This is a genomic window from Psychrobacter sp. CX97 (assembly GCF_057396285.1).
Map to the genome: position 1 here is coordinate 158334 of NZ_JBXYJE010000007.1, position 25502 is coordinate 183835.

21 protein-coding genes are annotated in these 25502 nt (G+C 40.6%); 14 read left to right on the forward strand and 7 right to left on the reverse strand.

From position 1 onward, the window contains the following. Window positions 1-141 precede the first annotated feature (141 nt). Window positions 142-2238: an EAL domain-containing protein gene (locus tag AC2SLL_RS07580; protein WP_486531079.1), complete on the forward strand. Its 2097-nt coding sequence runs from the start codon at window positions 142-144 to the stop codon at window positions 2236-2238. A gap of 2 nt (window positions 2239-2240) precedes the next feature. Beyond that, on the forward strand, window positions 2241-2753 hold the full coding sequence (locus AC2SLL_RS07585; protein ID WP_486531080.1) for a c-type cytochrome: 513 nt from the start codon (window positions 2241-2243) through the stop codon (window positions 2751-2753). 266 nt (window positions 2754-3019) lie between these two features. Here the strand turns inward: AC2SLL_RS07585 and AC2SLL_RS07590 are convergent, their stop codons facing one another. The 3 genes from AC2SLL_RS07590 to radC form a co-directional block, all read right to left on the reverse strand. After that, complete coding sequence (locus tag AC2SLL_RS07590) at window positions 3020-3508, reverse strand: M23 family metallopeptidase (protein WP_486531081.1); 489 nt, start codon at window positions 3506-3508, stop codon at window positions 3020-3022. Between the two features lie 403 nt (window positions 3509-3911). Continuing rightward, the gene (locus AC2SLL_RS07595) at window positions 3912-6707 is read right to left on the reverse strand and encodes an acyl-CoA dehydrogenase (protein WP_486531082.1); all 2796 of its coding nucleotides are present in this window, start codon (window positions 6705-6707) and stop codon (window positions 3912-3914) included. A 347-nt stretch (window positions 6708-7054) separates the two neighbouring features. After that, window positions 7055-7735: a RadC family protein gene (gene radC / locus AC2SLL_RS07600; protein ID WP_486531083.1), complete on the reverse strand. Its 681-nt coding sequence runs from the start codon at window positions 7733-7735 to the stop codon at window positions 7055-7057. 199 nt (window positions 7736-7934) lie between these two features. On the opposite strand from radC, the gene AC2SLL_RS07605 reads away from it, so the two are divergent. The 4 genes from AC2SLL_RS07605 to AC2SLL_RS07620 all read left to right on the forward strand — a co-directional run bounded on the left by AC2SLL_RS07605 (window position 7935) and on the right by AC2SLL_RS07620 (window position 12051). Continuing rightward, complete coding sequence (locus AC2SLL_RS07605) at window positions 7935-8471, forward strand: GNAT family N-acetyltransferase (RefSeq protein WP_486531084.1); 537 nt, start codon at window positions 7935-7937, stop codon at window positions 8469-8471. Window positions 8472-8583: 112 nt separating this feature from the next. After that, complete coding sequence (gene coaBC / locus AC2SLL_RS07610) at window positions 8584-9912, forward strand: bifunctional phosphopantothenoylcysteine decarboxylase/phosphopantothenate--cysteine ligase CoaBC (protein WP_486531085.1); 1329 nt, start codon at window positions 8584-8586, stop codon at window positions 9910-9912. Window positions 9913-10169: 257 nt separating this feature from the next. Continuing rightward, complete coding sequence (nfsA, locus tag AC2SLL_RS07615) at window positions 10170-10994, forward strand: oxygen-insensitive NADPH nitroreductase (RefSeq protein WP_486531086.1); 825 nt, start codon at window positions 10170-10172, stop codon at window positions 10992-10994. Between the two features lie 289 nt (window positions 10995-11283). Continuing rightward, window positions 11284-12051 (forward strand): TSUP family transporter, encoded by a 768-nt coding sequence (locus AC2SLL_RS07620; RefSeq protein WP_486531087.1) that lies wholly within the window; start codon window positions 11284-11286, stop codon window positions 12049-12051. A 6-nt stretch (window positions 12052-12057) separates the two neighbouring features. On the opposite strand, the gene AC2SLL_RS07625 is transcribed toward AC2SLL_RS07620, so the two are convergent. Then, entirely contained in the window at window positions 12058-13188 is a 1131-nt protein-coding gene (locus tag AC2SLL_RS07625; RefSeq protein WP_486531088.1) for an endonuclease/exonuclease/phosphatase family protein, read from the reverse strand. 105 nt (window positions 13189-13293) lie between these two features. Here AC2SLL_RS07625 and AC2SLL_RS07630 point away from each other — a divergent pair, with 105 nt between their 5' ends. Together AC2SLL_RS07630 and rarD are read left to right on the forward strand one after the other, a co-directional pair. Continuing rightward, entirely contained in the window at window positions 13294-13968 is a 675-nt protein-coding gene (locus AC2SLL_RS07630) for a DNA-3-methyladenine glycosylase family protein (protein ID WP_486531089.1), read from the forward strand. Window positions 13969-14064: 96 nt separating this feature from the next. Continuing rightward, a complete protein-coding gene (rarD, locus tag AC2SLL_RS07635; RefSeq protein ID WP_486531090.1) occupies window positions 14065-15069 on the forward strand; it encodes an EamA family transporter RarD in 1005 nt (334 codons plus the stop codon). Window positions 15070-15249: 180 nt separating this feature from the next. Here the strand turns inward: rarD and AC2SLL_RS07640 are convergent, their stop codons facing one another. The 3 genes from AC2SLL_RS07640 to rsmI form a co-directional block, all read right to left on the reverse strand. Continuing rightward, window positions 15250-15669, reverse strand: coding sequence for a hypothetical protein (locus AC2SLL_RS07640; protein ID WP_486531091.1), 420 nt, complete (start codon window positions 15667-15669; stop codon window positions 15250-15252). Window positions 15670-15755: 86 nt separating this feature from the next. Next, window positions 15756-16880, reverse strand: coding sequence for an ImmA/IrrE family metallo-endopeptidase (locus AC2SLL_RS07645; RefSeq protein ID WP_486531092.1), 1125 nt, complete (start codon window positions 16878-16880; stop codon window positions 15756-15758). Window positions 16881-16976: 96 nt separating this feature from the next. After that, on the reverse strand, window positions 16977-17843 hold the full coding sequence (gene rsmI, locus AC2SLL_RS07650; protein WP_486531093.1) for a 16S rRNA (cytidine(1402)-2'-O)-methyltransferase: 867 nt from the start codon (window positions 17841-17843) through the stop codon (window positions 16977-16979). Between the two features lie 215 nt (window positions 17844-18058). Between rsmI and AC2SLL_RS07655 the strand changes: the two genes are divergently transcribed. The 6 genes from AC2SLL_RS07655 (at window position 18059) to hisD (ending at window position 25474) form a co-directional block, all read left to right on the forward strand. Further along, a complete protein-coding gene (locus tag AC2SLL_RS07655) occupies window positions 18059-18484 on the forward strand; it encodes a YraN family protein (RefSeq protein ID WP_486531094.1) in 426 nt (141 codons plus the stop codon). A gap of 292 nt (window positions 18485-18776) precedes the next feature. Beyond that, window positions 18777-19736, forward strand: a complete 960-nt coding sequence (locus tag AC2SLL_RS07660) for a BON domain-containing protein (RefSeq protein ID WP_486531095.1) — start codon at window positions 18777-18779, stop codon at window positions 19734-19736. A gap of 494 nt (window positions 19737-20230) precedes the next feature. Further along, window positions 20231-20485, forward strand: coding sequence for a BolA family protein (locus tag AC2SLL_RS07665; RefSeq protein ID WP_486531096.1), 255 nt, complete (start codon window positions 20231-20233; stop codon window positions 20483-20485). 162 nt (window positions 20486-20647) lie between these two features. After that, window positions 20648-21919: a UDP-N-acetylglucosamine 1-carboxyvinyltransferase gene (murA, locus tag AC2SLL_RS07670; protein ID WP_486531097.1), complete on the forward strand. Its 1272-nt coding sequence runs from the start codon at window positions 20648-20650 to the stop codon at window positions 21917-21919. A 55-nt stretch (window positions 21920-21974) separates the two neighbouring features. After that, window positions 21975-22646, forward strand: a complete 672-nt coding sequence (hisG, locus tag AC2SLL_RS07675) for an ATP phosphoribosyltransferase (RefSeq protein WP_486531098.1) — start codon at window positions 21975-21977, stop codon at window positions 22644-22646. A gap of 1529 nt (window positions 22647-24175) precedes the next feature. After that, window positions 24176-25474, forward strand: coding sequence for a histidinol dehydrogenase (gene hisD, locus AC2SLL_RS07680; RefSeq protein ID WP_486531099.1), 1299 nt, complete (start codon window positions 24176-24178; stop codon window positions 25472-25474). The last annotated feature ends 28 nt before the right edge of the window (window positions 25475-25502 follow it).

Here is a 25502-nt window from a genome sequence, read left to right on the forward strand (position 1 = left end):
ACACTTTAAATAGGGTAGTGATGTATATTTATCCTCCTTTTAAATTTATGCTAATCAATTTGACTTTGATATCTATGTAGTAACTGTATTTATTAGCGTTAAGTGATTCATATTGAACCTAATGTTATACGAAGGAAAACCATGGCACGCAAAGAGCTATTAAACTTATTAATAATTGATGATAACCAGATCTATGCTGAGGCCTTAGTGGATTTGTTGAATAACTATTATAAAGAGGTAAATCTAGGGTTTTTAGACAATAAAGAGGGATTTATAAAAAGCTTAAAAAAACCTTGGGATATTTTAATATTTGGTAAAGCTTATGATATGGGTTTTACTGATATTATCAGTATTTTACAAGATTACAAAGTTGACTTACCTTTAATATGTTTGGTTGATAATGATAAGAGGATTGGACGAAACAAGGATGGGTTACCAAAAATTATAGATACCTATATGATTAGGTCAATACCGTTTGCCGACAAATCTCAGATAGTTTTAGCGATTTGCGTATTACACGATAGCTTGATTGTAAGACGTGAGATGCTTGCTATGAAAGAGATTTTATTAGAGTCTGAGCAACGTGCTAACGTATTAATTAAAAACTCTAAAAGTGCAGTGGCCTATATTGATGAGGGGATACACATCTTCGTCAATGCTTCTTACGCAGAGCTATTTGGTTTTCATACGCCTGAAGATTTGATAGGTCTACCAATTATTGACCTTGTTGCGCCTAGTACAAATATTGAAAGATTTAAACAGTTTTTACGCCGTTTTGATAAGGGTCATCGTGATCAAGTAGAGTTTAAACTAGCTGCAAAACACAAAGATGGCGATATTTTTGAGTCGAAACTACAGTTAGCGGCGGCAAGTTTAGATGGTGAGCTGGTTACTCAAGTTATAATTCAGCCCGAAATTAAATCGCATGTTTCAAAATTGGCGCAAAAACTGGCAGTCGCTGAGCGCCAAGATAGTTTGACTGGGCTACTAAACCGGCTCGGATTTGAGGAACGCTTTGCCCAAATTTATCAGTCAACAAAAGATAATAATGAGTGTGCAGCACTATTATTTATACGGGTAGATGGCATAGGCAAAATTAATTCAGTATCTGGTATTAAAGGCATTGACATTACCATAAAGGAAGTCGCTAACACGCTCAAAGAGTCATTTAGAGATAGTGAAGTGTACCGATTTAGCGATAATATTTTTACGGTACTCATGCCAAGCGTAAGCAGCATTGAAGAAGTAAAGCAACTGGCTGAGAATACTCGTCAAAAAGTTGCAGCTCTCTTTATTGAAATAGACTCACGGACTATTACCACTACGTTGAGCATTGGTGGCGTGTTTATTGATTCTTCAGCGCCTGATCTGACTAAACTCATGGATAGAGCATCAAAAACTCTCAACCAAGCATTCTTAGACAGCGGTAACGTGGGTAACGTGGTTAAGTTCTATGAACCAAGCCTGTATGCTGAGGATAGCGATAGTGTGTTAGCAGAGTATTTGCAAACGTCTATTGTACAGAATAAATTTAAGTTATATTACCAGCCAATCTACGATATTGAGACTGATAGCAGTTCGTTCTATGACGTTCAAGTTTACTTGCCATTGGCTAATGGTAATGTGATGTCTCCTGAGAAGTTTTATCCAGTTGCGGTTACCCACAACCTTATTGAAAAAATTGACCGATGGGTATTAATTAATGCCTGCAAGCATTTGAATAAAGTGAGATTAACCTCGCCGAATACTAAGATAGTTGTGACGTTAAGTAGCCAAACGTTAGTCAATAGTTTACTCCCTAGAATGGTTGAGCAACTAGTGAAAGCGGTTGGGGGAAATCCAGAGGCATTAACCGTTCAGTTTTGTGAAGCCGATTTAGTTAGTTATATGACAGTAGCTAAGCGGCAATTTTCAGCTATTAAAGAGACAGGTAGTCTAGTTGGGATAAAAGAGTTTGGTTCTACCGCTAAAACAATTAAATTGGCGGATTATCTTGAACCATCATTCGTCAAATTAGCACCTAATTATGTCAATGACTTGAAGAATGCAGATAACCTGAGGATAGTGAAAGCATTGGTAAGGAAAGCGAATGATCGTTCTATACCGGTAATTATGCCATCCATAGAAACTGCTGCTACAATGTCGGCTGCTTGGAGTGTAGGTGCTCGGTATTTGCAAGGAAATTACCTACAAGTAGCTTCTGACAATATTATCGCAGATGAAACAGGACGTGGTTAAATATGTATTCTATAAAGACACAGGTAGTGACACAAGGCCTGCGCACCCTTGTAACAATAACGTCCAATGCTCATAAAATTTTATCTTTAAGCTTTTTATGTACGCTTATATTATTATCGAGTTGTACACCAGTACCGCCAGATAATCGTGCCCCAGTGACTGCCCCTATTTATACGAGTGGCAATGCTGAAAATGGTAAAGCTTTGTATGAAGAGTACTGCTCACAATGCCACCAGTTACAACCAGGGAAAAATAAGAAAGGACCGCAGCTTATAGGGGTCTATGAAGCACCTTCCGCATCACTTGCTGATTATAAATATAGCAGCGACATGAGTAGTGCTCATGTGACGTGGGATGCTGAAACTTTAGATACTTATATTGCAGATCCAGTTGCCATGATGGCGGATACTCGTATGTTATCCGATCCGATCCCCGAGGCAAATATTAGGCAAGACATTATTGCATATCTATCAACCTTAGGTCGTGCTGACCAAGTGATACCTTCCCAAAAATAAAGGAGAAGCATCAAACTCGGCGACTCTATGACTTGTAGCGCTCTTATTCGGTTGCCTAGTATCGGTTTTAACGTTCTTTGACTATACAATGATTTGGATTTTGTAGAGGTCAGCATAAACCCTACAATAATGGGGCGATTTTAGCCATAACTTAACTTAAGCCCCTAAAGACTCTTTTTCGAGTGTTTGGTTTTAGCACTGATTTATAACATTAGTTTTTAGTGTTTGGCATTAGCGTAAAATATTGAGTGCAGAAAATTTAGAATTTATTTTATGAGTAAAGGATAGGGATTAACCGCCCCTGCCTTGGTATAAACTCCATAATGCAAGTGAGGGGGTGTTCCCTTCGCGTTCCCGCTGTCTCCCACATAACCAATAATGTCGCCAGCGTATACCCAGTCGCCCACCTCAATATCTGCATAGCTTTCCAAATGTGCATAATAATGGCTGACACCCCCTGGTCCGATGATTGAAACAACATTGCCACCGAGTGAATTAGTGCCTACTTTTCTTACTATACCCTCTGTTGTGCTATGTATAGGGGTGCCTCGTTTGGCAAAAATATCGATACCTTCATGCGACCTTCCACCACTGCGTGCAGCACCCCATGTATCTGTTAAATGGGCATTAATTAATGGGTTTGGTAAGCTATTGTCAGTTGGTGGCTCTTGTGTCATCAGCTTGGCATACTTAACCGATGTGGTTAGATAACGCGCTGCTTTATGGGAAAGTTCGGGCTTTAGTTGAATGAGCACTAAATATGCTGAAAGACATATTATGATAAACAACGCTAACTTTATGAGTAAGCTTAGGGATGCTAATATAAAATTTGGGGAAGATTTCTGCTTTGTATTTTTTGTAGCCATTTTTATTGAATCTCTAGAGTACTTAGTTTCTATACTACATACTACCAAGTAGAAGATATATTGATGTGAAAAGGGTATGGAATACAATGTTTAGCAGATTCGACTAAAAAATCGCTTAGTAAAGACAAAATGCAGATGGTTGTTAATGATGTAAATCATCTAGGTTAAAGCGTAGAAATCAAAAAACCGTGCACATAGGCACGATTTTTTATTTAACTGTTTTTATTAAAGATTAGGCGCTGTTCATAATGGAAAGTTATTCATCTATTTATCTATCTATTGATCTATCTTGTTAACGTTTTCTACCCATTCGCTCTTCTAAAATTGACTCAGCTGCCCGAACCTTATCTTCATCTAACTCTACATAGTCAGGGTCAGAAAGCTTTGAAGGATTATTAAAGCCAGAACCAAAATCAGTTTGGTCAGTTTTTTCTTTCAAAGTGTCTTGTTCACTTGTTAGCTCAACATCGCCATCTTGCTCATAGCCATGAGCAGCATTTTCGCTCCCTGTTGCAGGTTGGGAGGGCGCGGTAGAATCTTTCGATTCTGTCTGTGATTGATGAATGGCCTCATCAATTACATAGGGGGTTAAGTTATCAGCAGCATTTTCTAATGTATGTGGGTTATGGCGAGACTGTGCCTCATATAAATAGCGATCAAAAACATCCGTTAACAGCGCATCAAACCGAACCGCATTATACTCAATCAGTTGTTCAGATTCAGTTTCTGTGATTTCCCCATCATTTAAAGCCGTGAGTACGTGATCCTCAAAGGTTAGACCAACAAACTTACCCTTATGCTCAGACTTTTTAAAGGTTTGCCATAAAGACTCTATTTTTAGTAGCATTTGATAGGCATTTTCGACACGACCAGTCACGTCATTGGCATTCGTGGTGTAATACACTAAGGATTTAAGCTGTTCACGGAATGGATTGTCCTCGCCGTCCATTAAAATAGCATTACCCAGTTGTTGTCTTAACGCATCTTTTGGTTTTTCAACAATACGTCCAAATGGGAAGGTTATACGTTTTACTAACTTGGCAGCCATTTTATTTGGAAAGTTGGCAAATAAGTCAAAAAAGGCTTCTTGGATTTTATACAGCGACTTATCTAAAGCCAATTGAGCATGTAATTTTTCTGATGATGATTGGCTTCCATTTGCATAAAACTGCAAGACCGCAGTCATAATAAATAAGTGCGAATGTATATCTGCCAAGCGACCTGATAGCATTTCTTTTCTTTTTAAATCGCCTGCAAGTAGGCCAAGTGACATGTCGGCTGTCAGAGCGAAGTTAGCACTCAGTCGATTTATTTTTTTATAATAAGGTCGCGTAAAGCTGTCGGCAAACTTAGGTGCTGAACCACTGCCACCAAAATAACCTGAAAAGAAGGATTTCGCTGCACGGTTAAAGGTATAGCCTAAATGTTTGAAGAATAAATCATCAAAAGATTTAATCGCAACGTCTTTATCAGGACTCTGTAGTAATTGTAATTCTTCAAACAAATAAGGATGGCAACGCATGGCACCTTGACCGAAAATCATCAATGAGCGGGTTAGAATATTTGCCCCTTCTACGGTAATGGCTACTGGGATGGCCTGATAAGGTAATGCTAAAAAGTTGCGTGGACCATGTTGAATTGCCCGCCCACCGACGATATCCATACCATCGTTAACCACACTGCGCATGGTTTCTGTAGCATAATACTTAGCCATTGCCGTCATGACAGAAGGTGTGCCTCCTTGATTTAGCCCACAAGTTACCAAGTGGCGAAAGGCTTCAATCATATAAGTATCGCTAGCAATGTCACTACTGGCTTCTTGCACACCTTCAAATTTGCCTACTGAGATTTTAAATTGTTCCCTAATTTTTGCAAACGCACCAACCGTTAAGTAGCTCATTTCGCTTGCTGCGGTTGATAAAGCAGGCAATGAAATACCACGACCAACCGCCAAGCACTCCATTAACATACGCCAACCTTTGCCAGCATTTTCAACGCCGCCAATAATAAAATCGAGCGGGATAAAAACGTTTTTACCAATAACCGTCCCATTCATAAAGGGCGAACCTGGGTTATGGCGAGGACCCACTTCTACACCTGCATAATCAGCAGGAATCAAAGCACAGGTAATGCCATAATCAGATTTATCTTTGTTGCCCAATAGACCATGCGGGTCGTGGAGTTTGAAGGCTAGACCAATAACAGTAGCAATCGGTGCCAAAGTTATCCAGCGCTTAGAGAAGTTCATGTTAAGTCCAAGTACAGTATCGCCGTTGTATTGGCCATAACACACGACACCAGTGTCTGGAATAGCCCCCGCATCCGAGCCAGCTTCTGGTCCAGTTAAACCAAAACAAGGAATCTCTTTACCTTGTGCAAGTCCAGGTAACCATCGCTCTTTTTGTTCATCGGTACCATAATGCATGAGTAGTTCACCTGGGCCAAGTGAGTTTGGCACCATGCAAGATACAGCCGCTGTTAAGCTACGTGACGCAATTTTGCTCATAACACGGCTTTGGGCATAGGGGGTAAATTCTCGTCCGCCATAGCTTTCAGGAATAATTAAGCCTAAAAACCCACTGTCTTTGATATATTGCCAAGCCTCTGGTGATAAATCTTTGTCATGATGGTGAATTTGCCATTCATCCAGCATTTGGCAAAGCGTTTCAACTTCATTATCGATAAAGGCTTGTTCTTTATCGGATAGAGCGGGATAGGGATAGTTTTCAAACACCTGCCAGTTTGGGTCACCCATAAATAGCTCTTTCTCCCACCAACTCGTACCGGCATCGAGCGCTTCTCTTTCAGTATCACTCATGCTCGGCATAGCATTGCTTAATTTTTTATAGGCAGGTTTAGAGATTAGTGTTTGACGTAACGGCGAAATCATAACAATCAAGGCCATTAGAATAAGAGGAATGCCTAATAACAATGACCACGCGGATAAAGCAGCTGCCACAACAGCCACTAAGATGATGATAACAGCACCTATAACTCGGTTTAATTTGAATAAAAAGACCAATAAGAGCGCAAAAAGTTGCAGCAAAATAGCAAGAATAAATAAACCAATTAAGGTAAGTGCGGTCATAGTAAGAAACCCAAAATACGAGAGGTAAAGGAGTGAAGAATTAAATTAGTAAAAAAAGAAGTATCAATGAATACAAGTATAGCAATAGTATAGTATGGATAGGTATATATCTTATAGAGTAAGCAGATATGTTTGGATAATCAAGACGTGATGCATATTGTTGCCTATTTAATAGACAAAGGGATAAGATTTAGAAATGCAGGCGTAAGGTTTGTCTGTAAAACACAACAAGTGTTGGCGCGTTGTCTGTTGAAGAGAAGGTTTTTTGCAGAGATTATAGAATACCAAACGTATGGCCTTAATAAATGAAGGTTAATTTGTAGGGAGGGTTAACCACTAGGTTGTATTTAAAAGGGATCGATACCTGTTTCAGCAAAAGACAGGGTTTGATTACGTCCAATGATAATATGATCTGCTAAGGTCATATCTATCAAGTAACATGCCTGTTTGAGGGCTTTGGTTACTTCAATATCAGCTTGAGAGGGGTTAGCATCTTGATTAGGATGGTTGTGAGCCACGATTAGCTGACTTGCTCCATGTGATAACGCATGACGTAATACTTGTTTTACACATACTGAACAAGAAGAAATACCGCCCACAAATAACACCGTATAATCTAGTAGCGTTAACCCACTATCTAAGCACAGTAAGGCAAATACTTCATTGGTTTCATGGCGAAGTTGAGTGGTAATATAGTCTTTGACAACTTGGGAGCGGTTTAAAGAACGCCCTGCCTTTAAGTCACTATCTAGGTAGCGCTTGCCCATCTCTAAGCTAGCCAGTATTTGAGCGTATTTAGCTGTTCCAATCCCATGACAGGCGAGCACCGCATGTTGAGGGGCAGAAAGCAGCTCGGCGATACTGCCGAACTGGTCTATTAGATTTCGAGCAAGCTCAATAGCCGAATGCTCTTTGGTACCAGTCCGCAAAAAAATAGCTAATATCTCAGCGTCAGTTAAACTTTCTGCCCCAGCTTTTAGTAGCTTTTCGCGTGGTCTATCATCTTCGTGCCAGTCTTTAATTGCCATATGTCCTGCCGTAGCTGAGGTTATTATTCAGTTAAATTTAAAAATAATTACTAAAGTTTAGCAATTGTTAATAGAAATTAGTATGCTAATCTCATATAGTTATAATATGAACACTTCATTTGTTTAACTGAATGCATTGAATCACTGTCTACTTGAACTTTTTATATTCAACCATTTTTTGCTAAGTAAGGCCAATAACATGACAGATATAAGCACTAAAATAAGGCTCCGGCCAATAAGTGAGGCAGATTTTGAAGCTTGGTTGATGTTATGGGAGAGTTATCTTCAATTTTATAAAACGGAACTGCCGTTAGAGGTTAGTAAATTGACGTGGCATAAACTGTTAAACGATGACGTGCCAATATATGGTTTTGGGGCTTATTTGGATCAAGTTTCTAGCAATGAGGGTCTTGTAAATAAGACCTCTGACAATAATATTTCCAACAATAGAGGCGATTGCGATAAATTAGTGGGATTTACCCATGTCGTATTGCATCCAAATACATGGGATACAACGGAGTGCTGCTATTTAGAAGATTTGTATGTAGAAAGATCTATGAGAGGCGAAGGGGTGGGTAGAGCTTTGATTGAACATGTCTATCACTTTGCTAAAGATAAAAATTGTAATCGCGTCTATTGGGTAACCCAAGAAGGTAATAAAGCAGCACGTCAGTTGTATGATAGCCTCGCTCATAAAACCGACATGGTTCAATATCGTCACAATTTACAAAGCTAGGTTCAAAGGTAAGCGTATAATAATAAACCTATTCAATATCTGCATAATCTTGCTACCATAACTGCATTTTATAATTTTTTTAAACTTTTGCGCATTAAGGTATTATCCTATTATGACTTTAGAACAGCCGACTTCTCAAAATTTTAACAAGGTTATTTTAGCCATTACTGGCGGTATTGCGGCTTATAAATCTGCCTTATTTGCAAGGCTATTAGGTAAAGCGGGTTTTGATGTTCGTGTGATTATGACGTCAGGGGCGCAAGAGTTTATTACACCGCTTACCTTACAAGCGCTAACGGGGAATGAGGTGCATACCGAACTGCTCGATACGACAGCTGAAGCAGGTATGGGGCATATTGAGTTAGCGAAATGGGCCGATTTAGTGGTTATTGCGCCAGCATCAGCCAATACATTGGCTCGCCTTGCTATGGGTATGGCGGATGACTTGCTAACCACGGTGTGTTTGGCAACAGCGGCACCTGTTATGGTTGCCCCTGCTATGAACCAGCAAATGTGGGCACATCCTGCGGTTCGTTTAAATGTAATGACTCTTAAAGACCTAGACTATCATGTCATTGAGCCAGACAGTGGCGATCAAGCTTGTGGCGACATTGGTGCAGGGCGATTACCAGAGCCAGACACCTTGTTGCAGTATGTGTTAAATCTAAAAGCCAAGCTTACCATTCCCCAAGTATTAGCGGGCAAGAATGTGACCATTACCGCAGGGCCAACGATTGAAGCAATAGATCCTGTTCGTTATTTGTCTAATCATTCAACGGGTAAAATGGGCTTTGCTTTGGCACGTGCTTGCCGAGATGCGGGTGCGAACGTGACCATTATTGCGGGGGGCAAAGTTTCCTTAAAAACACCCTTTAACGTGAAGCGCATTAATGTGTTATCTGCTGAAGAGATGCTCACTGCTGCCCATGCTTGTGCCAAGGGTATTACCACTCAACCTTTTAAGTTAGATGTTGATACTCAAGTAGCGGCTAATCAAAATCACTCTGACCACGACCAGCCAGCACACACTCAGACTGGCACAGACATTTTTATTGCAGCAGCAGCAGTGGCGGATTATCGTACTCGTGATGCGGCACCGCAAAAAATCAAAAAAACGCAAGATAAAATGACCTTAGATCTGGTTAAAAACCCTGATGTGTTGGCGGCCATATCGCACGAATATCCTGATATTTTTATGGTAGGCTTTGCTGCCGAAACTCAAGATGTTGAGAAGTATGCGCGGGGCAAGCTGGCATCGAAAAAGTTAGATATGATTGCTTGTAATGATGTCTCACGTAAAGACATCGGATTTGCAAGTGATGAAAATGCTATGGTTGTCTACTTTGCTGATAAACATCAGCAGACCCCTGTTGTCTTAGACAAAGCTAGCAAAAAGGTAATTGCTCAACAGTTAGTAACTTTAATTGGCAATACTATTTAGAGCCTGTTTAATTTATTGTTAATGCTTTTTATACAATACAGTAGCTCCAAAAACATAGTAGCCCCAAAAATAAAGTGGTGATGAAAACGAGCGAAAAGTAATATAAAAAAGTAGTGTAAATAGATCACAAGTATCAAATTAGGCATGTGAAGTGAGGTATGTGAAGCGCATTTAATTGCACCCCATTATTATTTTTGGTTTATTTAGTAAAGGTATGATTCTATACCGATCACTTAAATCTTAAAAAAGGATGACATATGAGTAATCAAGTTGAAAACATGACCAAAACAATCTCAAACTCAACGATCGAAACCTTAATGAATCATCGTTCAGTGCGGCAATATACCGGTGAGCCAATTGCGCCGGAGATGTTAGAGACCATTCTGCAAGCGGGACGTATGGTATCAACATCAAGTTATTTACAAGCAGCCAGTATTATTCGAGTTACCGACCCTAAGCTGCGTACCCAGTTTCGTCAAATCTCTAACAGCATGGATGAGGAAACGTACAAACAAGCGCAAGCAGACGGCAAGGGTCTAGGGCATGATTACATCGAGACATGTGCTGAGTTTTTGGTATTTTGTATCGATAGCCATCGTCATAATCAGCTTGCCCCTGAATCCCAATTGGACTGGACAGAAGTAGGCATCATTGGTGCGGTAGATGCCTCTCTTTTAGCGCAAAACATCATGGTTGCGGCTGAGTCTTTAGGTTTGGGCGGCGTTTATATTGGCAGTATGCGTAATGATATTGAACGTGCTAGCAATCTGCTCAATATACCAAAACACGTTATTCCATTATTTGGCATGTGCTTAGGGCATCCTACTGAAGCAGCAAAAGCCATTCCTCAGCGCCCACGGTTTCCCTTATCTGTATTGGTATCTGAGAATCAATATCAGCCAGCAAGTGACACAGTGCTAGAGGCGTATAATAGCACTGTGGAGGACTACTATACCGAGCGTAGTAATAGTGGCAATCCGAAAAAGCTAGACTGGCAGAAACAGGTTCATAATACATTTGCAAAACCTGTACGCCCTCATATATTAGACTACTTTAACAAACAAGGCTTTATGAAACGCTAAGAAGTGGCTAGGCGTGCCCTAATAATCTAAAGGATTACAACACACCCTAGAGCCGATTTAAATGTTGGTTAGCTTTGATGTCTCCCTTTACTAAGGGAGACTGAGAGCAATTTTTTTACAACGTAATGCTGTAACCACCCTATTTAGTTATGATATCTAATATTTACTATTAAATAATAGTTAGGGGGTATATGTTGGCAAACTTATGTAGGGCACTCCTGTGACAGCTGGTCTTGGTAGGCTTTTCTTGTCAATAGATACTAACAAATGATTCGGTAAGGTAAGTGTGATGCCAGACTTTGAACAGCTTATATTGATGCTAATTTTTGCGGTAGCCTCACTTTTGCATGGCATTAGTGGGCTAGGCGTTACCTTAGTGACTACCACTGCGCTGGCAAGTATGTACTCCTTACAACATGCAATTATATTGATTATTTTTCCATCACTGGCATTAAATATCATGACTTGGCTTCACGGTGGTGAGCGCACTATGTGGGGCGACTTTACCTATTACCTAAAAAACTACTGGCTTCTGGCATTAATGAGCTTATTTGGCAGTTTGCTGGGAGTCAAACTTTTGATTTGGGTAGATAGTAGCTATATTTTGTTATTGTTGGCTGCTGTGATTACCTTTTATGTTTTCAGTAATGCGCTTGGAAAACGTATCATTCTGCCCAATACCAAACCAGTCCTGATTGCTACAGGGTTGATTGCGGGTATCATTGGCGGTTCCACCAACGCTATGTCAACCGTGCTACTGATGTATTTGTTATCTGCAACCGATGATAAGAATACTATCGCCAAGGTAGGTAATATGTGTTATTTTTTGGGGAAAATTGCACAAATTATTGTCTTATGGGGGCCAATAAAAGCACTACCTACCAGTGATTGGTTATTAATTGCGCTATTAACGCTCGTATCGATAGGCAGTATCATCGTTGGCATCCGCCTGCGCCACTATTTATCAGCAGCCCGCTTTCGTCAATTGGTGTTGGTAATTTTAACCGTGTTAGGATTGCGCGTCGGCTGGCAAGGAATAATTGGCTTACTCGCTTAGCCAAGTTCACTCTCTCCATTCTATAATAAACCCTCTATGGTCTGATCCTACCCAGTCAATAGCGTGAGTGGTTACATCGTTCTTGTTGAAGTTGACTAAAACATGATCAATCCCAATGCCAAAAGGTCGCCATGTGGGTAGCCCTGTTAGCGTCGTCCGCTGCAATGACGTATCATTAAATAACGCCCCACTAAACGTCCCATTTAAAGAGCCACTAGAGGATTGAGTCTGATTGATAAAGTCTCGATAAACAGGCGAAAAGGCAGATAGATTAAAATCTCCCACCACCATAACCAATTGTCCTTGATCGGCTTTAATGAGATTGGCCAATTGATCAAGATAGTCGTTTCTAGCGACGGCAAATGCATGCCCTAAAGGCGGTGGAGGGTGAGCGACATATAACACTCTAGATCGCCCGTTATGATGAGTAGATGATTGGTTTGCGAATACCAATCTCGCCACAGTAAAGCCAGATAAAATAATGATATCGCATTGTGCAGAGTTATCTTTGCTAAATATTTGCAGGGCAAAAGGGCTGTCTTTGTTGACACCGCAGTGAGCTGGATATTCTTTGGCAAGGCTACTTAGCGTCGGTTGCCACTGTGTTCCGCCTGCCTCAACCAAAGCGATAATGTCAGGGTCAGGCTGTGCAAGCGAGCTTGACGTTACTTCAAATTCGGTTAATTGTTTGATAGTTTGTTTAGGGTACTGATTGGCGATATTCACGTTTTGATAGCTGATGATGAGTGATTTTGAAGGCCCAGTGTCTGGATTTGCATTAGATAAAGATGTTTTAGACACAGTTTCAGCATGGCTATCGATTTTAGAATTAAAATGTGCCAGTTCGATAGATTTAGGCAATAGTAGAGATAATGGCTGTAAGCTCCAGCCTATTAAAACTAGTCCAATGCTTAAAAAGACCCAACGTATGGTTCGTATACTTCTAACATTCAGCTTGAATTTGGGATATAAAACAGTGGCTAGCATTGTCAAAATTGCCAAATGTGGCACATAATGGCTAAATAGTTCCAACTGCCAACAATAACGACCAAAAAGCTGACTTAAGGTCATTATCAAGATGCCAACAGTAGTCAGCCAAAATAAACAACGACTTATTAAGTCATACAATTTAGTCATCTTTTTTCTCAGTTTAGGGCTCAATTTGGAGCTCTGTTTAGCACTCAGTTTAGTGCTGAATTCGGCCTCTATTAACCGACCAAACAAACTAATTAAGCGACCATCATGACCTCAACGCCCAATGATAATGATATAGAACCATCAGTGACAACGATTACAACCATTGAGACGCCAAAAGATTTGGAGTCGCATATCAAAGAGCTTATCAAGATTGAGCCACGATTTGAAGCGATCTACAAACAAGTGGGCGTTCCCAGTTTACGTCGTAATGACGGCGGATTTGATCAATTGATGCGGGCCATGGTCGGACAACAGCTCTCAGTTGCTGCCGCTCGTAGCATATGGAATAAGCTTGAGACTGCGGGACTAATTAGTCCGCAAGCTATTTTAGCGGCAGAAGATGACGCTCTAAAGGCAAACGGACTGTCATGGCAGAAGATTCGTTATATTCGATCGTTAGTTGAGCATGATATTGATTTTGAGGCACTGATAACCCTACCCGATGCTGAGGTTGTCAAGACCTTAACGGCGGTCACTGGCATAGGGAAGTGGACTGCGGAAATGTACTTATTATTTAGCCTTGGACGGGCAGATGTGCTGGCAGTGGATGACCTCGCTATTAAAGTTGGCGCAATGGAATTACTGGAACTTGATGCCAGACCTACCCCAAAACAACTGAGGACATTATCTGAGCCGTGGTCGCCACACCGAAGTGCTGCCAGCTTATTGTTGTGGGCTCATTATGGGTGGCTGAAAGATAGAAATGCCATTCCGCTTTAGACTTTGATAAAGTCTTTTTATTAAGGTTTTGTAGGTATAAACGTAACGTTTGGCTATTAGACGTCTTTAAAAGTCAGAGGGTTTATGGGGGTTCGTATGCCTAATCAAAATACAGCGCATAATAAAACAGGGTTGCCACTTCTAACCTATTGGTCAAATACCGAAGCACAGCAACGGGTTGTTATACTCGGTGCTATATTGGCGATTATTTCAAATATTCTATTCAGCATCCTCTACTTTTATAGTAACCTGCTCCAACCTTTAACCGGCACGCAAGTTTTTATTTGGCGCATGCTGTCTATGTGGGTCGTCATGATGGGCTTTTTGATAGTAAAAGGCCGATTGGTTATGCACCTTGCCATCTTACGCCAATTCCATAAACCTAAGCAGATAGTGTGGCTGTTGCTGCCTACACCAATATTCTTTAGTCAGCTGTGGCTGTTTATGTGGGCACCCGTTAATGGGCAAGGGGTGCAAGTGGCGATGGGGTATTTTTTATTCCCATTAATGATGGTGCTGTTTGGCTTCTTTTTTCTTAAAGAGACGTTGAGCCGTTTGCAGTGGGCGGCGGTTGTTTTTGCGATGTTAGGCATTGCTTTAGAGATATTTCGCTCGCAAAGTGTTTCGTGGGCGACATTATGGGTGTGCGGCACTTATCCTATTTATTATATTATGCGTCGTTTGCAGGGTGTGACGGCTATGACGGGGATGCTGGTAGACCTCACGTTGTTTTTACCGTTTGCGTTGGGTTATTTGTTATATGTAGCGCCAGAAAACCTACAATTTGTGACAAGCTCTACCGTTTACTTATTTTTGGTCATTAGTTTAGGCGTTTTGAGTGTGCTTGCGTTAAAAACCAATATTGATGCCAGTCAACTGTTGCCTGTCAATGTATTTGGCATGCTGAGTTATTTAGAGCCTGTATTTCTATTCTTTTTAGCTATTACTGTGTTGGGTGATACCTTTGAGCCGTCCATGCTGTATAGCTATGGTTTAATTTGGATAGGCATTATGTTTTTGATTATGCATGGCATACGTCAGATTATGGCGAACCGTAAACGTCAACCGAAGCGTTGGCAAAAAGGGGCAAGGGTCAGTTAGTGCTAGGGCTTAATGGGTTTAGCGCTTTGAATAGGTGGGGAGTGATAGAAGCAAAAGACTAAAAAGAATAGCCTTGATATTGGAGACTCTTAAGAAGGGAGAAATATGCGGGGCAGGGGGAGGCGTTTTTACGACACTATGTCCGCGCCTCGTCCCTCGGCAAAAGAATCAATATGTTCTTTATTTATATCCTATATGCTCAAAAAGTGGCAACCAATTATGACTAGGAATCTTATAATACCGACAAGTATCAGGTATTTTGAGTCTTTTATACCTCTTGTCAGTTATTTCAAGCTTACTACCCTGTTCAGCAGTTATGATAGTTGCTGATTTGATTTGAGCGACACAGATATTAGAAAGGTCATCTGCATTCTTATTTATGCTTGAGCTTAGCGGTGTAATCTCTGAAAGCTCTGCTTGTAGTTTAGCAAGCTCAAGTTCATAGTCTTTTTTTGGAATCACTACTACCCTAAACCTATCCTTAAAGTCAGTAAATATTGATTTATCATACCCCATAAGAGCTATTTTTTGCATCACTTCGGTATGAATATGCTCGGAGATGATTAGGCTTATCTGTTTTGATAAAACGCAACCCTCCATTTGTCCCTAAACACTATTAAAGGTAAGAGGTGGGTAGTAGCGATAACATAAATCTAAAATAGCATTGGTATCAACACAGTATTTAATCATCCAAATACCTTCTGCTCAAGATAAGAAAGTTGCTCAATACTATTTAGATTTAGCATTTTCATTGCTGTATTAACAGGCATTTCGCTGTCCCATATAGCAGAGATTACTTGTTGAAGGTATACTTTTCCAAACTTATTAACCGCAGAGTATTCTTTTCCTGTCTTGCCAAATCCATCGCTAGTTTTATCAGAAAGCTCGTCTAAATAACTTGTTAACTCTTTTTGTGAGATTCTACCCGTAAGTTTAAGTTGAATAGCAATAGCTTGTTTACTAGCCTTTAAGGCTTTTCTAATCTTCTCAACATTATTTTCTATAGAGAGTTGTTCGTCATAATACTTTTCCAGTGCACTTTCAGGGACAAGAACATATCCTGCTACTTCGTTACAATATTGTTCAATATTCTGACGGCTTTTGAGTACATTTCCATCTAAAGCACTTTCACGTAAACCTAAATGAACTAACTCATGAATCATAGTAAATAGTTTTCGTGAGTTGCTTTGCCCACTTGAAAGAATAGTAATAATAGGTAATAAGGGATAATAGAGAGCCATCCCCTCTGAGCCAATTTTTTGACGTGAAATTTCGAAGACAAGAATGTCTTTTTTCTCTATCAGAGTACGCCACGACTTATAGTAGTCATCACCACCATCTATTCTTAAGTGAGCACCATCGATTTCCAAATAGTTTCTAATAGTTAAAGAGTCCTTAAAACTATCATTTCCTTGCAAATGAAGATTAAAGCTATTTGGCTCAATGTCTAGACAATCATAAGTATAAATTAAATCATCACGACCGCTAATGACTTCTTTAATCACCTTATTCAGCTGATATTTATTTTCTTCATTATCAACTTCATTTTGGTTTCTATGGTCAATTAAATCAGGACTAGTATTAGGTTGTAATTTATTCGATAAAAGATAAAAATCAGGTATTAATAAGATTGAGGCAATTTTTTTTAGTTGAAGGAAGGTAAAAACAGAGTGATTGCCCTCCTTTTCAGCTTTTTCAATTTTATTAAGTGGTACTTTAGCTTTTTTAGATAATAGTTCCCTAGAGAGTGACAATTGCTCTCTATAATAGCGAAACGCCTCTGGGGAATGATTTACTAGTCTGCTAGTCATTTTCTATTATCTTTAAAACTCAAATTTAGGCAGATAATATACTAGCATATGCTATTAATTTTAGATATTTGATTTAATTGATTATAGATTTATGCTCTAACCCTTCTGCAATTCAAGCAACCTCTGATACAGCGCATTTTTCTTGACGCCAGTAATATCGGATGCCAATGCCGCTGCCTTTTTAACCGATAAATCCTCAAGCAAGCGAAGCAGTAATTTATCATGAATGCTGTCATCGTCTGATGCGTTATTCACATTACCGCTCACCACTAATACAATCTCACCTTTTTGCTGATTATTGTCAGATTCAACAAATTCTGCTAACTCGCCTAACGTCGCCTTTTTTACCGTTTCAAAGGTTTTGGTCAATTCACGGCATAACGTTGCAGGGCGGTTAGCGCCAAAAGCTTCTGCCATATCTTTTAAGCTGACCACAATGCGGTGCGGGGCTTCATAAAAAATTAACGTTTCAGTACGGTTGGCATAGCCTTCTAACTGTTTGACTCGCCCATGCGTTTTGGCAGGCAAAAAGCCGACAAAGCTGAATTTATCAGACGGGAGTCCTGCCACGCTAAGTGCGCCAATAGCGGCACATGCGCCAACGATAGGAACGACTCTAACCCCTGCAGCGTGAGCAGCTTGTACCAGTTGATAACCAGGGTCACTGATGAGCGGTGTGCCGGCGTCACTGATGAGGGCAACGGAATGACCACGCTGAATCATCTCAATTATTTTGGGGGTTTGCACTTCACTATTGTGTTCATGGTACGCCCACGTTTGGGTGTCGACACCAAAGTTTGATAGCAATTTTCCCGAGGTACGGGTGTCTTCACAGGCAATGATTTCGACCTGTTTTAATGTCTCGATAGCGCGTGCAGTGATGTCGCCCATATTACCAATTGGGGTAGCGACAATGTATAGATACGCTTGGCTTGCAGACGGGGCGTGTTGATTTTCTGACATGGTAAAAAGACCTTAAGGCAAAATAAAATAAGAGTCAAAATAGGGTGCGTGTTATTTTTTTAATATTATCAGTTTATCACGATGTGCTAAGATATCAGCAGTTTGCTTAACATATGAGTTAGTTGGTCGAATGTTGTCTATTGCATGTTGTGCTTGAATAGGCTTGATACTTAAAATAACTGCAATCGCTATAAAAATTACTTTAGAAGAAAATAATGTCTAATAAGTCTTTATTTTTAAATTCGCCCAAACAGCGTCATGGCGGATACTATGAAGAGAAGGCACTAACCTATTTAAAGGGGCAGGGTCTAACACTCATCGCCCAAAATTGGTTACAGCCTAAAGTGGGAGAGCTGGATTTGGTCATGATACAGCCAAAAACACAGGATCAAGGCTGGGATATTATGCTGTTTATTGAGGTACGCAAACGCAAAGCCACTGGGTTTGGCGATGCTTTAATGAGTGTGACCGCATCCAAACAGCGTAAGTTGATTAAAACGGCACACTATTTTTTACAACAGCATCAAACGCATGCGGAGTTAGAATACCGCTTTGATGTCGTTGCGTTTAACGAGACGGATAACAATAGCTCGCTTGAGCCCGTGTGGGTACAAGGGGCGTTTATTGCCTCTGCATGGTAAACCACAGCAGGGCAAATGTAAGTTAAGTAATGACGTGACGGTAAGCAAGTCAGGTAAGTGATCTAGGTAGCGAATGAGATAGTAAGATAGTGAGTGATATAACCGACTACAATGTATGCTGATTAAAACAGACCCTAAACTAAAAGGTCACTTTTGGCGACTGGTTACCAAACACTTAATATTGAGTAAGCTTTCAGGTATAAAATGGTTTAACGCGTTAATACGCCCTATATATAATCCATTTAAGATGGTGTTCTCCGAAAAATATCAAGACTTTAGATAAGGACATAAAATGATCAACTTTTGGTTACCGCGCGCTAAGGGTATTAAAGTTATGGCATACGCTATTGCACTTGGCCTGTGTAGTGCAAGCATGTTAACGGGTTGTATTACCATTCAAAGATCGGCATCTGGTCCAAATTATGGCGTTCCTGCTACAGATCGTACCGTGGCGCAGCGCATTTTAGACCAAAGCATCGAAAACACTGCCCGCTTAAATATAAATGCCTTGGACGAGACGCTACCAAAGCGCAGTCGCATTGGTATTGATAGTTTTTACAGTCATTTATTACTCACTGGCGAAGTGCCCGATGTAGAGACAAAAAACAACATTATTAATATCGTGTCTTCAATGCCCGATGTCAAAAAGGTACATGATGGCCTCAATGTCGCGCCGTCAAAAGGGGTAAGCTATACGGTTCATGATGGATATATTACCTCTAAACTTAATGCTAAAATTTTGGCAAGTAAAACCATACAAACCTCACAGCTTAAAGTAGTGACTGATGATGGTATTGTGTATATTTTGGGCAAATTAACCCCAACTCAGCGTGGGCATTTAATGAACATTATTGAAAGTACAGAGGGTATCAAAAAGTTGGTATTATTGACTGAGCTTATTGATGAAAATGGCGCTGTGATTGATGAATCAAGTGTCAGTCAAGAAGCGGGTTTGGAAGCACCACAATTTGGGCCAATGAGCGACGAACAGGCAGAGAGTTTACCGGTTAGCACAACAGCAACGGCAGCGCCGCAATCAGTAACCGAGCCTGTAGATGTAAACATGAATGCCCCTGTTACCGTCTCTCCAGTCACGGCTCCTGTCAGTCAGCCGTCGCAAAATTCACAACCTATCCCCTCAGAACAAACACCATTAGCACCTGTACAATCAGCACCCGCACAATCCGCCCCAGCTAATAGTAATAGTGCTTACATTGATATGTATAAAGATCAAGTACCTGGTTGGGAATAGTTGGTTGGGAAAAGCGTGTTGAGCAAAATAGAACCAGCTTGAGTTAACGAGCTTTGTTATTGGCTATCCTCATAAACTCAGCTCCTTTAGCAAGTAGTGAGATACAATTAGAAATCTTCTAGGGATAATTCAGTTGTTTTAATGCAGCACTCGTTAAGCAGTATAGTCAAAGAAGTCTAAAATGGTTACAAGGCAACCGAGTGCAAGTACTACTGGAGTAGGCTTAACGAGGTTAACGCCGTAACCGTTTAGTAGTTCGCTGACTATAGCTTTGATAGGGTAAGCTTAATTTAATCCTATTCATTTAACGATCTTACTTGAGCGGTGTTAATGTTAAGAGTGCTGCTTTCATGACGTATAAAAATTGAATAACTTCATAAGGATAGTGGCAAGTTTAGGTAAATAGCCGAAACACTTGCTATAATTAGGCTATATTTTGTATTTTTTAATCACTTTTTTAATCAATTTTAATTAGAGCAATATAGGTAACTCCCATGAGCATGAATGCTGACGACCTGATAAAATTTTTACAACCCCACTTTCCAGATGCTTTTATACAGGCCGCTAATCAAGGCAATAAATTCGATGTACGCATTGTAGATGCTAGTTTTAAGAGTAAGCGCCCTGTGCAACGTCAGCAAGTAGTTTATGCTTTAGTCAATGACATCATTTCCAGCGGTGAGATTCATGCTCTTAACATTCAAGCATTAACACCAGAGGAATGGGAATCCAAACAAGCTGAAAAATAAGTAAGCACCTCAGTGTTTATTCTATGCACATTTCTTGCAAGCTAAAATAAAGGTCAGCCTTATTGTTGCCCTCTTATTTTTGCATAGTCATTTAACTATCTCGTAACCTGATTTGATATATTTAGCGATATTGAATAGGGAACCCAATTTAGGACGTTATTAATGGACCAATTTTTAATTACCGGTCGTAGCCGTATTGCTGGTAAAGTCAGCATTTCTGGTGCAAAAAATGCAGCGCTACCTTTACTAGCCGCCATGATTTTGCCTGAAACCCCAACCGTTCTGCACAATGTACCCTCACTACAAGACGTGCGTACTTTATTAAAGCTGATTGCAGGTATGGGCATTACCATTAATAAAGAAGCTCATACAGTAACGTGCGATACAAGCACAATCGAGAATTATTTTGCCCCTTATGAGTTAGTCAGAACCATGCGTGCCTCAATTTTAGTATTGGGACCATTATTGGCTCGTTTTGGCGAGGCAGAAGTATCGCTTCCAGGCGGCTGTGCAATTGGCTCACGGCCTGTTGACCAGCACTTAAAGGCCTTTGAGGCAATGGGTGCTGAAATTACTGTTGAAAATGGTTACGTCAAGGCAAAAGCGCCAAAAGGAGGCCGATTAATTGGCTGTGAGCATACCTTTGATATGGTGACAGTGGGAGGTACAGAAAACGTCATCATCGCAGCAACACTTGCGCATGGCACCACGACTTTACAAAACTGTGCTCGTGAGCCTGAAGTGGTTGATTTGGCTAATATGTTAGTAGCGATGGGTGCTAAAATAAAAGGTATTGGCACCTCGACCATGATCATTGAAGGTGTAGATAGCTTGCAAGGGTGTGATTATTCAGTGGTACCAGACCGTATTGAGACGGGGTCTTATTTGGCTGGCGCATTAATGACTGAAGGTGACGTTACCACTACAAATACAGATGCCTCTCTTTTGCAGCCAGTACTGCAAAAGTTTGAAGAAATGGGCGCCATTATAACAACGGGTGATGATTGGATTCGTGCACAAATGCACGGTCGACCCAAGCCGGTAGATATTCGCACGCAGCCCCATCCCGGATTTCCTACTGACATGCAAGCGCAGCTCATGGCAGTGTGTTGTTTGGCAGAGGGTACCAGTACTATTATTGAAAACATCTTTGAAAACCGTTATATGCACGTGCCAGAGCTGAAACGTTTGGGTGCGAATATTAAAGTTGATGGTCACACTGCTATTATTGAAGGGGTTGAATCATTTAATGCTGCCCCAGTTATGGCGACAGATCTGCGAGCCTCTATGTCATTAGTAATGGCTGCTGCTGCTGCTGAGGGCGAGAGTATTATTGATCGTATTTATCACATTGACCGTGGTTATGAGAATGTAGAAGAGAAACTGCGTGGGTTAGGTGTGGATATTAAGCGGATTAACCGAGACAAACGCTAGTGACCTACGCCTACGCATTCTAAAAAAGCCTCATAAAACTAAGACGAACTTACCTATGACTGATCAAACTGAACTGCTCAATCAAGCCGATAACGACTATAATGGTTTAACCCTTGCGTTATCTAAAGGTCGTATTTTAAAAGAAACCATACCGCTACTTAAAGCGGCCGGTATTGAGCTACTTGAAGATCCTAATAAGTCGCGTAAGCTCATTTTTCCAACTTCACATAAACATGTACGTGTGCTTATTCTGCGAGCCAGTGATGTGCCAACTTATGTAGAGCATGGTGCTGCGGACTTTGGTGTGGCCGGTAAAGACGTGCTATTAGAGTATGGTGCTAAGTACGTGTATGAATTACTGGATTTGAAAATCGCACAGTGTAAGCTAATGACAGCAGGTATCAAAGGCGTAGAGCTGCCCAATCGCCGTCTGCGTATTGCCACAAAATACGTCAATGTTGCACGAGCCTATTTTGCTAGTCAGGGTCAACAAGTTGATTTAATCAAGCTGTATGGCTCGATGGAGCTTGCACCACTAGTTGGGTTAGGGGATTTGATCGTAGATGTGGTTGATACAGGGAATACTCTACGCGCTAATGGACTTGAGCCACTCGAGCATATTGCGGATATCTCTTCACGTTTAATTGTCAACCAAGTCAGTTATAAACGTAAGTTTGATATGCTTGAGCCTATATTAGAAAGCTTTAAACAAAGTGTTGGCGACTAGATGGCTATATAAAATTTGGGTATTAGCAATGTTGACTTGTCTTAAGTTTCACTCTAAGTCATCAGCAAAAAAACACCGCTTAATCGCGGTGTTTTTTTCTTTGTACTCTAACGTTTTACCATCAATGGTTGATTCAAGGCCAGCATCTTATAGTCAAAGAAGTCTAAAATGGTTACAAGGCAACTGAGTGCAAGTACTACTGGAGTAGGCTTAACGAGGTTAACGCCGTAACCGTTTAGTAGTTCGCTGATTATACTTCACTGTCGCCGTATTAATGTGGCCGTATCAGTAATGGCTTCTATATCAGTTGCCCCACTATGGATATTTTAGAAATATGCTTCTGTGTCCCAGCATCTTTTAATTCAAAGCCGCCATTGAGTTCAATCACTAAGAAGTAGCTGTTGTCTAAAGCCACAATGTCAAAGTTAGGAGAATTAGAATGTTGCCCTTTTTATTATCCAGTTTCTTATTTTATAAGAAGGGTTTGTTCTTAAATTCTAAACCTACACTTTAATGAGTCTAAAGTAGCACAGAGTTTAGGACAATAAGGTTAAAGTGCCAAATACTGTTTAGTGTGACCTAATCTCTTACCATACCGTGGTAGTATGTCTGTACAGTAAAATAATGACATGACTTAAAGTAAGCAACGCTTTAAAGTAAATTACTTTTACTATCTATAAAGTGTTTATAAAAGTAGAATCCCTATGATCGCAACTCAGTCTTTCGACTTAAATATTTTGCCTGTCTTTGCCTATATTTATATGTTTAGGAGTCCGAAACGAGTCTCCGAAGCTTTGAATATTAACTAACCAGCCGTTAGCCGGTCACTTAGTAAATTAAATCACATCCGCTGCAATCGAGGCTAAACTCCACGTACTTTTAGAACTTAAGGTACGTCTAGATTTATAGACGCTTTGTCATTAACATAGCTACTATGCGCCTATGCGCCTATGCGCCTATGCGCCTATGCGTCAAGGTTATATATCCCATTAAACTTAGACCTATTACATTATTGATTTTAATATTGTTAATCTTGCTCGAAGTATCATTTATACACTATCGCTCTATTGCTCCGTAGCAGAATTAAATTGAACCCACTATAGTGGGGTAGGCGTGCTCTAAAAAAGAAGTGAACTAAAGAAAGTTTAAAACTCGTGCGTCAAAAATATTCAAAGTGGTGCATGCTACACTGGTTTTTTTTAAGATTGTCCTTATAAAAATCAAGTAACTTAGCTGTTATACATTACATTTTACCCCGTACTATATTTTGTTTATTAAGTCTATCAAGCTATTAATACCCTGTATTCACAATCTATAACTGGCTATTTTTATCTAAAATAAGGCACTACTTTGTTAAAGTTAGGACTAATTAGGACTAAATAGAATGACTATTTAAGCAAATTTTTCCTCGTATTGACTCATTTTATTATAAAAATTTCCTAACTTTAGTTTATGAATACAGGTTCTAAGTTTATCAAGATTTTGTATACCAAGATTTTGCTTACCCAGACAAGCTTCAAGGAATTTTCATGCGTACCCTAAACAGCACCGATGACAGTTTTAATCAACAACTAGAAGACCTATTAGCGTTTGAAACTGTGAATGATAAACAGCTGCTAAGCACGGTAGATGATATTATCAGTCAAGTTCGTAGCATGGGAGATGATGCCGTATTGGCGCTTACTCAAAAGTTTGATGCGCATCCAGCCACCAGTATGGACGAGCTGATGTTAACCGCTGATGAATTCAAGCAGGCTTATAATGGTCTCGATATTACGGTAAAGTCCGCGCTGAAAACGGCTGCCGAACGTATCAAAGACTTCCATCAACGTCAAGTTCAAGAGACGTGGGAATATACTGATGCGCTTGGCAATCGCTTGGGACAGAAGGTGACGGCTCTTGATAGAGTAGGTATCTATGTACCGGGTGGTTTAGCGTCCTACCCGTCATCGGTATTGATGAATGCTATTCCCGCAAAAGTCGCTGGTGTTAGAGAGGTCATTATGGTCGTACCTGCACCCAAAGGTGAGCTGAATCCCTTGGTGTTGGCAGCGGCTTATCTGTCTGGGGTTGATAAAGTATTTACGATTGGCGGTGCTCAAGCCGTCGCCGCATTGGCTTATGGTACCCAGAGTATCCCACAAGTCGACAAAGTGACTGGCCCTGGTAATAAATATGTTGCCGCTGCCAAACGTGCTGTATACGGGCAAGTCGGTATCGATATGATCGCTGGGCCCTCCGAAGTGTTGGTGTACGCAGAAGGCGAAACGGGGGACAATGCCGATTGGTTAGCGATGGACTTATTGTCGCAAGCCGAGCATGACAGGGTAGCTCAAGCTATTTTTGTAACCACAAGTAACGAGCAGCTACATGACGTCGCTAGAGCTATCGAGCTTGCTCTTGCTAAACTCCCAAAAGCGGATATTGCACGTGAGGCTCTCGAAAACCGTGGAGCACTGATTTTAGTCAAAGATCGCGCTGAAGGTCTTGAGGTTATTAATCGCATTGCGCCTGAGCATTTAGAGTTATCGCTTGATAATCCAGATGCACTGATTAAAGATATTCGCCATGCTGGTGCTATTTTCATGGGACGCCATACGCCCGAGGCTATTGGTGACTATTGTGCTGGGCCTAACCATGTATTGCCAACTTCAGGTACAGCACGTTTCTCATCTCCATTGGGCGTTTATGACTTCCAGAAGAAATCATCGCTAATCTATTGCTCGCCAGAGGGCGCAAAAACACTTGCGAAAGTAGCGGATACGTTAGCGATGCAAGAAAATCTAGAGGCTCATGCGCGATCGGCACGTTATCGCAGCATGGATTGAAAGCGTATGGGTTGAAAGCGTATAGGTT

Bases quoted from the DNA above. Each gene is read 5' to 3' on its own strand.
- AC2SLL_RS07620 (WP_486531087.1), top strand. From the start codon at position 11,284: ATGCCAGACTTTGAACAGCTTATATTGATGCTAATTTTTGCGGTAGCC.
- AC2SLL_RS07640 (WP_486531091.1), bottom strand. From the start codon at position 15,669: ATGGAGGGTTGCGTTTTATCAAAACAGATAAGCCTAATCATCTCCGAG.
- hisD (WP_486531099.1), top strand. From the start codon at position 24,176: ATGCGTACCCTAAACAGCACCGATGACAGTTTTAATCAACAACTAGAA.
- AC2SLL_RS07645 (WP_486531092.1), bottom strand. From the start codon at position 16,880: ATGACTAGCAGACTAGTAAATCATTCCCCAGAGGCGTTTCGCTATTAT.
- AC2SLL_RS07625 (WP_486531088.1), bottom strand. From the start codon at position 13,188: ATGACTAAATTGTATGACTTAATAAGTCGTTGTTTATTTTGGCTGACT.
- AC2SLL_RS07605 (WP_486531084.1), top strand. From the start codon at position 7,935: ATGACAGATATAAGCACTAAAATAAGGCTCCGGCCAATAAGTGAGGCA.
- AC2SLL_RS07665 (WP_486531096.1), top strand. From the start codon at position 20,231: ATGAGCATGAATGCTGACGACCTGATAAAATTTTTACAACCCCACTTT.
- AC2SLL_RS07585 (WP_486531080.1), top strand. From the start codon at position 2,241: ATGTATTCTATAAAGACACAGGTAGTGACACAAGGCCTGCGCACCCTT.
- murA (WP_486531097.1), top strand. From the start codon at position 20,648: ATGGACCAATTTTTAATTACCGGTCGTAGCCGTATTGCTGGTAAAGTC.
- rarD (WP_486531090.1), top strand. From the start codon at position 14,065: ATGCCTAATCAAAATACAGCGCATAATAAAACAGGGTTGCCACTTCTA.
- nfsA (WP_486531086.1), top strand. From the start codon at position 10,170: ATGAGTAATCAAGTTGAAAACATGACCAAAACAATCTCAAACTCAACG.
- radC (WP_486531083.1), bottom strand. From the start codon at position 7,735: ATGGCAATTAAAGACTGGCACGAAGATGATAGACCACGCGAAAAGCTA.
- rsmI (WP_486531093.1), bottom strand. From the start codon at position 17,843: ATGTCAGAAAATCAACACGCCCCGTCTGCAAGCCAAGCGTATCTATAC.
- AC2SLL_RS07580 (WP_486531079.1), top strand. From the start codon at position 142: ATGGCACGCAAAGAGCTATTAAACTTATTAATAATTGATGATAACCAG.
- AC2SLL_RS07630 (WP_486531089.1), top strand. From the start codon at position 13,294: ATGACCTCAACGCCCAATGATAATGATATAGAACCATCAGTGACAACG.
- AC2SLL_RS07660 (WP_486531095.1), top strand. From the start codon at position 18,777: ATGATCAACTTTTGGTTACCGCGCGCTAAGGGTATTAAAGTTATGGCA.
- AC2SLL_RS07595 (WP_486531082.1), bottom strand. From the start codon at position 6,707: ATGACCGCACTTACCTTAATTGGTTTATTTATTCTTGCTATTTTGCTG.
- AC2SLL_RS07655 (WP_486531094.1), top strand. From the start codon at position 18,059: ATGTCTAATAAGTCTTTATTTTTAAATTCGCCCAAACAGCGTCATGGC.
- hisG (WP_486531098.1), top strand. From the start codon at position 21,975: ATGACTGATCAAACTGAACTGCTCAATCAAGCCGATAACGACTATAAT.
- coaBC (WP_486531085.1), top strand. From the start codon at position 8,584: ATGACTTTAGAACAGCCGACTTCTCAAAATTTTAACAAGGTTATTTTA.